This window comes from Trujillonella endophytica, assembly GCF_900110555.1.
Classification (GTDB): Bacteria; Actinomycetota; Actinomycetes; order Mycobacteriales; family Geodermatophilaceae; genus Trujillonella; species Trujillonella endophytica.
This window is the reverse complement of record NZ_FOEE01000012.1, coordinates 151798-161602: the sequence shown is the minus strand read 5'-3', so window position 1 is coordinate 161602 and position 9805 is coordinate 151798. Positions and strand designations below refer to the sequence as shown.

Annotated in this window: 8 protein-coding genes; 4 read left to right on the top strand and 4 right to left on the bottom strand. The window is 76.8% G+C overall.

Features of this window, described 5'->3' with window-relative positions; all coding sequences use genetic code 11:
- Positions 1–208 precede the first annotated feature (208 nt).
- Together BMY88_RS17985 and BMY88_RS17980 are read right to left on the bottom strand one after the other, a co-directional pair.
- Positions 209–2506, bottom strand: coding sequence for a SpoIIE family protein phosphatase (locus BMY88_RS17985; protein ID WP_244524775.1), 2298 nt, complete (start codon positions 2504–2506; stop codon positions 209–211).
- Positions 2476–3288 carry an alpha/beta fold hydrolase gene (locus BMY88_RS17980; RefSeq protein WP_244524774.1) on the bottom strand — a complete coding sequence of 271 codons (813 nt, stop codon included), beginning with the start codon at positions 3286–3288 and terminating at the stop codon, positions 2476–2478. The genes BMY88_RS17985 and BMY88_RS17980 overlap by 31 nt, the downstream gene beginning before the upstream one ends.
- 155 nt (positions 3289–3443) lie before the next feature.
- On the opposite strand from BMY88_RS17980, the gene BMY88_RS17975 reads away from it, so the two are divergent.
- Complete coding sequence (locus tag BMY88_RS17975; RefSeq protein WP_091946700.1) at positions 3444–4208, top strand: hemerythrin domain-containing protein; 765 nt, start codon at positions 3444–3446, stop codon at positions 4206–4208.
- A 12-nt stretch (positions 4209–4220) separates the two neighbouring features.
- Here the strand turns inward: BMY88_RS17975 and BMY88_RS24500 are convergent, their stop codons facing one another.
- Positions 4221–4331, bottom strand: coding sequence for a DUF2089 domain-containing protein (locus BMY88_RS24500; protein WP_244524773.1), 111 nt, complete (start codon positions 4329–4331; stop codon positions 4221–4223).
- A gap of 211 nt (positions 4332–4542) precedes the next feature.
- On the opposite strand from BMY88_RS24500, the gene BMY88_RS17970 reads away from it, so the two are divergent.
- Complete coding sequence (locus BMY88_RS17970) at positions 4543–5241, top strand: hypothetical protein (protein ID WP_091946696.1); 699 nt, start codon at positions 4543–4545, stop codon at positions 5239–5241.
- Positions 5242–5257: 16 nt separating this feature from the next.
- On the opposite strand, the gene BMY88_RS17965 is transcribed toward BMY88_RS17970, so the two are convergent.
- A complete protein-coding gene (locus BMY88_RS17965; protein WP_170861165.1) occupies positions 5258–6655 on the bottom strand; it encodes an AfsR/SARP family transcriptional regulator in 1398 nt (465 codons plus the stop codon).
- A gap of 68 nt (positions 6656–6723) precedes the next feature.
- On the opposite strand from BMY88_RS17965, the gene BMY88_RS17960 reads away from it, so the two are divergent.
- A complete protein-coding gene (locus BMY88_RS17960; protein WP_211435705.1) occupies positions 6724–7356 on the top strand; it encodes an alpha/beta fold hydrolase in 633 nt (210 codons plus the stop codon).
- Between the two features lie 72 nt (positions 7357–7428).
- Positions 7429–9747 carry a HelD family protein gene (locus BMY88_RS17955; protein ID WP_244524772.1) on the top strand — a complete coding sequence of 773 codons (2319 nt, stop codon included), beginning with the start codon at positions 7429–7431 and terminating at the stop codon, positions 9745–9747.
- Positions 9748–9805: the final 58 nt, after the last annotated feature.

Below are 9805 nucleotides of genomic sequence, written 5' to 3'. Positions count from 1 at the left end.
TGCGGCACGAACGACCCCGCCGCCACCTCCGCCGCCAGGAACTCCCGCACCTCCACCCGCACCCGCTCGGCCGCCTCCGACCGCGGCGCCGGCGCCAGGGTCAGTGCTTCGCTGCTCATCGTCGCCGGGTCTCCCCACGTCGGTGTGGTGTCCGTCCGCCACCGGTTGTACCTGGCTCCGGCCACCCGCACCCGCCGGGAGCCCGACCTCACACGCGGGCGATGGCCAGCAGCGCGACGTCGTCGGCCCGGTGGTCGCCGATCAGCTCGGCCAGCAGCCGGTCGCAGAGCTGATCGGGGCCGTCCCCGTGGGCCGCCTCCGCGGCGCGCAGCAGGAGCGCCAGCCCCTCGTCGATGTCGGCGGTCCGGCTCTCGACCAGGCCGTCGGTGAACAGCACCAGCGTCGCCCCGACCGGCAGCACGCCCGCCCACTCCACCGCCGGCGACGCGGAGGGCGGGGCGCCGAGCATCCGGCTGGGCCGGACCTCGAGGAACTCCGCGCCCGACGCGCTGACGATCAACGGGCTCAGGTGCCCGGCCGAGGCCAGCCGCAGCTGCCCGGTCGCCGGGTCCAGCGAGCCGAACATCGCCGTCGCCATCCGCTGGAGCCCCAGCAGCCCCCAGCCGGCCTGGAACCGGTCGATGATCGCGCTCGGGCCGGGCCGGTCGGCCAGGAGCACCCGGTGGACGCTGCGGAGCTGGCCCATGACCGCCGCCGCCGTGATGTCGTGCCCGACCACGTCGCCCACAGCGAGCGCCACGCCCCCGCCGGCGGGGAGGGGCACCACGTCGTAGAAGTCGCCGCCGACGTCCGCACCGCGGCTCGCCGCCACGTAGCGGACGGCGACCTCGAGTCCCGGCACCGGCGGCGGCGCGGGCGGCAGCAGGTTGGCCTGCAGCGTGTGCGAGGTCTGCGTCTCCAGCTCCAGCCGCTGCGCCTTGTCCACCACCTGCGACACCTGCAGCGCCAGCTGCTCGGCCACCTCGACGTCGGCCGCGGTCAGCGCGGCCCGCCGGCGGTCCACGCCCAGCGTCAGGACCCCGAGCGCCCGCCCGTCGGCCATCAGCGGCACCGCGACGATGCCGGTGAGCTCCAGCCCGCGGACCAGCTCCAGGTGCCGCTCGTCCTGGGTCATCTCGCCCAGGACGGCGTCGGTGATCTCGCTGATCCACACCGTCCGGCCCGACTCGACGGCCTGCGCCCCCGGGTGCGCGCCGCCGCGCGAGGGCAGGTGCAGGTCGCGGAGCCGGTCGACCAGGGGCTGGCGTGACCGGTCGGCGTGCCGCGCGGCAGGCCGGACCGGGCCGTGCTCGGTGAGCAGGTCGATCACGCAGACGTCGGCCAGCCGCGGCACCGCCAGCTCCGCCAGCCGCTCCACGGTCTCGGTCACCCCGGCCGCCGCCGACATCAGGCGCGCGGCGTCGAGCAGGAAGGCCGAGCGCGCCGCCTGCCGCGCCGTCTCCTCGTACAGCCAGACCCGTTCCAGCGCCTGTCCCGCCTGCCGGCCCATGGTCGCCAGCAGGTCCGCGTCGGCCGGGGACAGGTCACCGCCGTTTCCCGGTTCGGTGAGGCTGATCAGCTCGCCCTTCCCGGAGGCGCCGAGGACGAGCACCAGCCCGCCCCGGTGCCGGCCGTCGGCCGTGACCGGGACGAGGACCAGCGCGTCGATCCGCTCGTCGTGCATCGCGGCCGCCAGGCCGGGCCAGGAGCGCTCCACCTCCGCACCCGAGGAGACGACGCGGACCCCGCCGGGGCGCAGCAGCCGGGAACCACCGGCCGCCTCCAACTCGTCCCGCAGCCGGGTGGAGATCCCCGCCGCCGCCACGAGGCGCAGGTCCGGCCGGCCGCGCTGCGGATCCCCCGGGGCAGCCGCCGGAAGCAGCCACAGCGCCCCGCCACCGGCGTCGACGGCCGCGCGGCCGCGCTCGACCAGCGCCTCCGCCACGTCGTGCACCGAGACTGCCGCGGCCAGCTGCGACACCATCTGGTGCAGCGTCCGCGACCGGTTCTCGGACTCCGCGGCCGTGCGCTGGGCGGCCAGCAGCGCCCGCTCGTAGCGGCGCCGGGAGGAGACCTCGAACAGGGTCACCCGGATCAGCGCCGGGGCGCCGACGGCGTCGCGGACCTCGACGGCGTTCAGCAGGCAGGGCAGGACCGCGCCGTCGCCGAGCGCGAGGTCCAGGGCCACCTCGCGGGCCGCGCCCTGCATGCGCAGCAGCGGCGCCAGGTGGGTCTCGTTGTAGACGCGCCCGCCCACGGTGAGCAGGTCGGCGAAGTGGGTTCCGACCAGTTCGCCGGCGTCGCGGCCGAGCCACGTCGTGAGCGTGCGGTTGACCTTGACGATCTCGCCGCCCGGCAGCATCGAGAGATAGCCGCAGGGCGCGTTCTCGTAGAGGTCGGCGGGATCGTCCTCCAGCAGCCGAGCCAGCTCGGCGCCGGCGATCGAGGGGGTCGAGTCGTCCACGGCTGCCGCGGTCACGCCCTCCGGGTCGGCGCGGGCAGCCACGCGCGGATCGCCGCGACGGTCTCCTCGGGCGCGCTCAGATTGGGGCAGTGTCCCGTCGCAGCCAGCTGGATGAACGAGCTGTCAGGGACGTGGGCGTGCACGTACCGGCCCACCGCCTCGGGGGCGATCGCGTCGTCCGAGCACTGCAGCACGAGCGTGGGCACCGCGACGGCGGGCAGGTCGGCCCGGTTGTCGGACAGGAACGTGACCCGCGCGAACCGGCGGGCGATGTCGGGGTCGGTGCGGCAGAAACTGTTCGTCAGCTCCGCGGACAGCTCCGGCCGGTCGGGGTTGCCCATGATCACCGGGGCCATCGCCTCGGACCAGCCCAGGTGGTTGCTGTCCAGGGAGTCGAGCAGGCCGGCGATGTCGGCCCGGCTGAAGCCGCCGGAGTAGTCGCCGTCGTCGACGTAGCGCGGGTTCGGGCCGATCATCACCAGCGCCCCGAACAGCTCCGGCGCCGCCCGCACCGCGAGGACGCCGATCATCGAGCTGACCGAGTGCCCGACCAGGACCGCGTCGCGGAGCCCCAGCTCGCGGCAGACCTCCACGACGTCCTCCGCGTAACCGCGCAGCGAGCCGTACCGGTCGGGGTCGTAGGCGGACAGGTCCGACCCCCCGCAGCCGACGTGGTCGAACAGCACCACGCGGTGGTCACGCTCGAAGTCGGGCGCGACGAAGCGCCACATCTCCTGGTCGCAGCCGAAGCCGTGGGCGAACACGATCGGCCGCCCGTCGGGGACACCGCTCACCCGGACCCGGTTGCGGGAGATCACCGACACGGCTCGAAACCTACGTGACGCAGAGCCGATGGTGCCCGTGCGACCCCCCTCCTGCCGCCCGGTCGGGAGGGGACGGAGAGCCCTGGCGCCCGGGACACCGGCGGTCCTACCGTCCCGGCGTACCGAGCAGTTCCCCGACCGCATCGAGGTGCGCCATGACCGGCCCCGCGGTCCTTCCCCGCTCCGACTCCCCCGCCGTCCCGATCGTCTCCACCGGGAACCCGGCAGCGGCTCCGGCAGCGGCTCCGGCACCGGCCCCGGCACCGGCCCGCCCCGCCGCCTACGAGCACGTCCTGCACCGGCTGGTCCGCCGCGAGGTCCACCTTCTCGGCGAGCTGTCGACCTGGGCCGCGCCCGACGACGCGCCGCGAGCGGCCGCGCTCGCCGCGCACGCCCACCTCGTCGGCCGGCTGCTCCTGCAGCACCACGCCACGGAGCGCGACCTGATCTGGCCGGCCCTGCTCCGCTCCCTGCCCGACGGGCCCGGACGGGCCCGCGTGGCGGAGGAGACCGCCCGCTGCGCGCGCCTCGACGACCTGGCGCGCGGCCTGTCCACCGCCGCCCGGCAGTGGACCGTCACCGGCACCGCCGCTGCCCGCGATGCCTTCACCCTGGCCTGCCGGGCGCTCGCCGACGCCGTCGACGACCAGACCGCGACCGAGGAGCACGACCTGCTCCCGCTGCTGGCGGCGCTGCCCGCCGCCGAGTGGACCGCGATCACCGCGGCCGCCCCGTGCTCGCTGTCGGGCCGCGAGCGGCTGTTCGTGCTCGGCCTCGCCCTCGAGGACGCCTGCGCCGACGAGCGGGCGCGGCTGCTGGCGGCCCTCCCCCCGGCCACCCGGCTCGCCTGGCGGCTGGCCGGCCGGCGTCGCTACCGCGCCGCGGTGGTCCGGCTGCGCGGAGCCCCGCCCGCCGGGTGACGGGCCCGTCCTCTAGTGCCGCGACGTGCCGCAGTGGGCGCAGCGCTTGCGCCGGGCGCGTGACTCGCCCGAGCAGTTCGGGCAGATCCAGGTGATCCGTTGGATGGTGCTGGTGGCGCTCATGACCTCCCCCTTCCCGTGTCGTCGTCCGGCCGCGGCTCGCACGACCGTCGCGTCCGACGCTAGGCAGGGCTCGTGACGGCGCGGTGTCGCCGGGGTTGCCGTCGGCCTCGGGCGGAGTGAGACGGCTCTCAGCGGCCTTCAGCGGTCCTTCAGCGCCCCCCGCGAACGTCCTCGCATCGGAGCCGACCGGCTCCCCGATCGAGGAGGACCCATGACCCGCACCCGCCTGCCCCGCACCCTGCTCCGCTGCGCCGTCCCGGCCGCGGCCGTCGTCGCGCTGGCGCTGACCGGCGCCGGCACGGCCTCGGCCGACACCGTCTCCTTCACCGCCTACGACACGGACGCCAACGGCTACTACGACACCTACGGCTTCGACGGCGACTCCGACGGCTGGGAGGACACCTTCGGCTACGACTACGACGAGAACGGCTACCTCGAGCAGGTCGGCGTCGACACCGACGCCGACGGCTGGGAGGACACCTGGGCCTTCGACGAGGACGAGGACGGCTACGTCGAGGCCGTCGGCGTCGACACCACCGGCAACGGCGCGCCCGACGTCTGGGGCGCCGACACCGACGACGACGGGTACGTCGACACGCTCTTCTACGACGCCGACGACGACGGGTACGCCGACTGGTCCGAGGCCGCCACCGACTACTCCTACGCGTACGAGACGGTGACCTACGTCTTCGTCGAGTCCGACGGGTGGATCTACTGGGAGGCCACCTACGAGTACGGGTACGGCTACGACTACGCGACCGCCGGGGACGACGCGGTGACCGTCGGCGACGCCGCCGACGCCGGGACCGCGGCTCCCTCCCTGCACGACGCCGGCGTGGACGACACCACCGGCGCACCGGACACCCTGCAGGAGGTGCTCGACGACGTGCTCGGCTCGTTCTTCGGGTGACGCAGGACGGCCGGGATCACGCCGATGCGAGCCCCAGCACCCGGGCCCGCTCGGCGAGGGCCGGCACCCGGCCCGGCCCGGCGTCCGGCGCCCCGAACCGCCGGCACAGCGCCCCGACGGCCTCGTCGATCCGCTCCACCGGCAGCGCGAGCACCTCGGCGAGCAGGTCCTCGGGCCGGGCGCCGGTGAAGCCGCCCGCGGGCACGGCGAGCACCGTCGCCAGGACGTCGTGCTCGCCGCCCGAGAGCCCCGCGAGCAGCGAGACCGGCGCCTCGGCGGTGGCCGGCCCCGTCTCCCGCGGGACCGGCCGCGCCGGCGAGGCGGACCGGAAGAGCAGCACCGTGTCCCCGATCCGGAGCACCGCGCCGTCGCGCAGCAGCCGCCGGCCCCCGCGCACCAGCACGCCGTCGACCAGGGAGCCGTTGCGCGAGACGTCGACGAGCACCCACCCCAGCCGGGTGCACTCGAGCCGGGCGTGCAGCCGGGAGACCTCCCGGTCCCAGGGGAGCGCGACCGCGTTCCCCGGCGACCGGCCGATCGTCACCGGGCTGCGCGCCGGGTCGAGGGGGTCCGCCCGCTGTTCGCCGGACGCGTCCCGGTGCAGCAGGAAGGGCTGGGCCTCGCGCTCCAGCCCGCGCAGGTCCTCGGCGTCCAGGAGGGCCCGTTCCAGGTCGCGCAGCTCGGCTCCGGGATCGGCGCCCAGTTCCTCGGCCAGCACGCGGCGGCCGGCCCGCAGCACACCGAGCGCGTCCGCGGGCCGGCCGGCCCGGGACAGGCCCCGCACCAGCAGGGCCCGCAGGTGCTCGTCGAGCGGATGGACGGCGGTGAGCTCGGTGAGCTCGGCGATCAGCGCCGCGGAGGAGCCCGACGCCAGGCGCGCCTCCGCCCGGCCGGCCACCGCCGCCAGCCGGTCCTCCTCCAGCGCGCGGAGCTCCGCGGCCAGCCCGGGCTCGCTGGCCAGGTCGGCCAGCGGCGGGCCCGACCAGAGGGCGAGGGAGGAGTCGAACGCGGGCACCGCCGCGTCCGGCCGGCCGTCGGCCAGGGCGGCCCGCCCCTCGTCGACCGCGGCCCGGAAGCGGGCGAGGTCGAGGTCGACGCCGGCGAGGTCCACGGCGTAGCCCGGATCGCGGCGCACCACGGCGGGCGCCCCGACCGGGCCCAGCACCCGGCGCAGGCCCGACACGTGCGCCTGCAGCGTGTTGCGCGCCGTCGGGGGCGCGTCCTCGCCCCACAGCACGTCGACCAGCCGCTCGGCCGACACCGCCCGGCCGCCGGCGAGCAGGAGGGTGGCGAGCACCAGGCGCTGCTTGCGCCCGCCCAGCGCGAGCGGCCAGCCCCCGACGCGCACCTCCAGCGGCCCGAGCATGCGGCACTCGACGCGGCCCGGGGTCAGCAGGTCGGGTGCGGCCGGCACCCGCCGCATGCTGCCACCGGAGGAGGTCCCTGCCGATGAGTTCCCGCGCGCGGGCCGGTCGAACTCCCGTGCCCCCCACCTTCGTGCTCGTCCCGGGTGCCGGCGGTTCCGCCTGGTACTGGAGCCGCCTGGTCCCCGAGCTGGAGCGGCGCGGCGTCCCCGCGGTCGCCGTCGACCTCCCGGCCGACGACGACGCGGCCGGCCTGACCGCCTACGCCGACGCCGTCGTCGCCGCGGCGGGCGACGCGCCCGACGTCGTGCTGGTGGCCCAGTCGATGGGCGGGCTGACCGCGCCGCTGGTCTGCGATCGGCTGCCGGTGCGGCTGCTCGTGCTGCTCAACGCGATGGTCCCGCTCCCCGGCGAGACCGGCGGGGACTGGTGGACGGCGACCGGCCACGACGTCGAGGCGTCCGGCGAGGTCTTCGTGCACGACGTGCCGGCCGAGGTGCTCGCCACGGCGCCGCCGCAGCGCGTTCAGTCCGGCACTCCCTTCGCGGAGCCGTGGCCGCTGCCCGCCTGGCCGGACGTCCCGACCGTCGTGCTGGCCGGGCGCGACGACCGGTTCTTCCCCGTCGACTTCCAGCGGCGCGTGGCCGCCGAACGGCTGGGCCTCCCGGTCACGGAGGTGCCGGGAGGGCACCTGGCGGCGCTGGCCCGTCCGGTCGAGCTCGCCGAGCAGCTCGTCGCCCTCCTCGGGTGAGTCTCCTGGCGGACCGTCCGCCGACGAGCACAATGGCGGGTCCGTCCCGAGCGCCCGACAGAGAGAAGTGCCTTGCCGACCACGCGGTCCGAACGTGCCGTCGCCCCTCCGGCCGCCGACACCCAGCTGGCCCTCGAGCAGGAGTACGTCACCGACCTGTACGCGCGGTTGGACGCTGCCCGCGACCTCGCCGCGCGCCGGCTGCGGCAGGCCATCACCTCCCCGGCGGTCTCGCCGCAGGACCTGCAGGAGCGCGACGCCACTGTGCGGTTCCAGTCCGAGCGGGTCACCGCGCTGGACGCCGCCGAGGCCGGGCTGGTCGTCGGCCGGATCGACCGGGTCACCGACGGCGCGCTCTACGTCGGGCGGATCGGGCTGGCCGCCGACGACGCGCGGACCGATCCCGCCCTCGTCGACTGGCGCGCCCCCGCGGCGCGGCCGTTCTACACCGCCACCCCCATGCACCCGCTGGGCGTCGTCCGGCGGCGGCACATCCGCACCCGGGGGCGCACCGTCGTCCGGCTCGACGACGAGGTGATCGACGCCCTCACCGCCGCCGACGCCGACGGCCTGCAGATCACCGGCGAGGCGGCGCTGCTGGCCGCGCTCGGGGCCTCGCGCACCGGCCGGATGACCGACATCGTCCGCACCATCCAGGCCGAGCAGGACCGGATCATCCGCGCGGACGCCGGTGGCGTGCTCGTCGTCCAGGGCGGCCCGGGCACCGGCAAGACCGCGGTGGCCCTGCACCGCGCGGCGTACCTGCTCTACACCCATCGCGAGCGGCTGGCCCGCCGCGGCCTGCTCGTGGTCGGGCCGACGCCGACCTTCCTGCGCTACATCGCCGACGTCCTGCCCTCCCTCGGCGAGACCGGCGTCCTCCTCTCCGGGCTGGGCCAGCTGCGGCCGGGCGTCGACGCCCGCGCGGAGGAGGCGCCCGAGGCCGCGGCCCTGAAGGGCCGGCTGGAGATGGCCGAGGTGCTGGAGCGGGCCGTCGCCGCGCGGCAGGTGGTGCCGGACGCGCCGGTGACGGTCCTCGTCGACGGGACGCCGGTGCGGCTGCGGCCGGTCGACGTCGCCCGGGTCCGCACCTCCGCGCGGAAGGCCGCGCGGCTGCACAACCCGGGCCGGCCGGAGTTCGCCCGCCGCCTGGTCGACCTGCTCGCCAAGCGGTACGCCGACGCCCTCGGCGCGGGCATCGACGGCGGCCGGGACCTGTTCGGCCGCGACGACGTCGCCGCGCTGCGCCGCGAGGTCGGCGGGGAACCGGAGGTGCGGGCGCTGGTGCAGCGGCTGTGGCCGCGGCTGACCGCCGAGCGCTTCCTGCGGGAGTTCCTCGCCGACCCGGCCGCGATCGCCGAGGCCACGCCCGGCTGGAGCGCGGCCGACCGCGCGCGGCTGCACCGCCCCGACGGCGCGTGGACCGTGGCCGACGTCCCGCTGCTCGAGGAGGCCGACGAGCTGCTGGGCAGCGACGACTCCGCCGAGCGCGGCCGCGCCGGGCGCGACCACCGCCGCCGGCTGGCCGAGGCGCAGGCCACCCTCGACCTGCTCCACGGCTCCCGCTCCACCGACCTGGAGGACGGCGAGGACGGCGAGGTGCTCAGCGCCGGCGACCTGCTCACCGCCGAGCGGCTGGCCGACCGGCAGCGCGAGCTGGACCTGCGCACGACCGCCGAGCGGGCCGCCGCCGACCGCACCTGGACCTTCGGCCACGTCGTCGTCGACGAGGCGCAGGAGTTGTCGCCGATGGCGTGGCGCCTGCTGGCGCGCCGCTGCCCGACCCGCTCGATGACCGTCGTCGGGGACGTCGCCCAGACCGGCACCCTCGCCGGCGCCGACCGCTGGGCCGAGGTGCTCGACCCGCACGCCGCCGGGCTGTGGCGGCTGGAGGAGCTGACGGTCAACTACCGGACGCCGGCCGAGATCATGGCCGTCGCGGCGGACGTCCTGGCCGCCGGCGGTACCGGCCTGACCCCGCCGCGGTCGGTGCGCGAGGGCGGGGAGCCGCCGGAGGCCGAGACCACCGGCGAGGAGCACCTCGTCGGGCGGGTGGTCGAGCGGGTCGTGGACTGGACGGCGCACGAGGGCACGCTCGCCGTCGTCGTCCCGCCGAGCCGGGCCGCGGCGGTCGCGGACGCCCTGTCGGCGAAGCTGGCCGGGATCACCTCCGGGCCCGAGGCCGACTCCGCCCGGGGGCCGGTGGTGCTCACGCCGACCGAGGCCAAGGGGCTGGAGTTCGACTCGGTGCTCGTCGTCGACCCGCAGGGGGTGCTCGACGAGGGGGTGCGCGGCCGCAACGACCTCTACGTCGCGCTCACCCGCGCCACCCAGCGGCTCGCCGTCCTCGCGCCCGGGGCCCTGCCGGCGGAGCTGTCCCGGCTCGCCTGAAGCCGCGCCGAGGGCCCGGAGGCGACGCCCCCCGGGCCCCCGCTGCCGTGGCACCGAG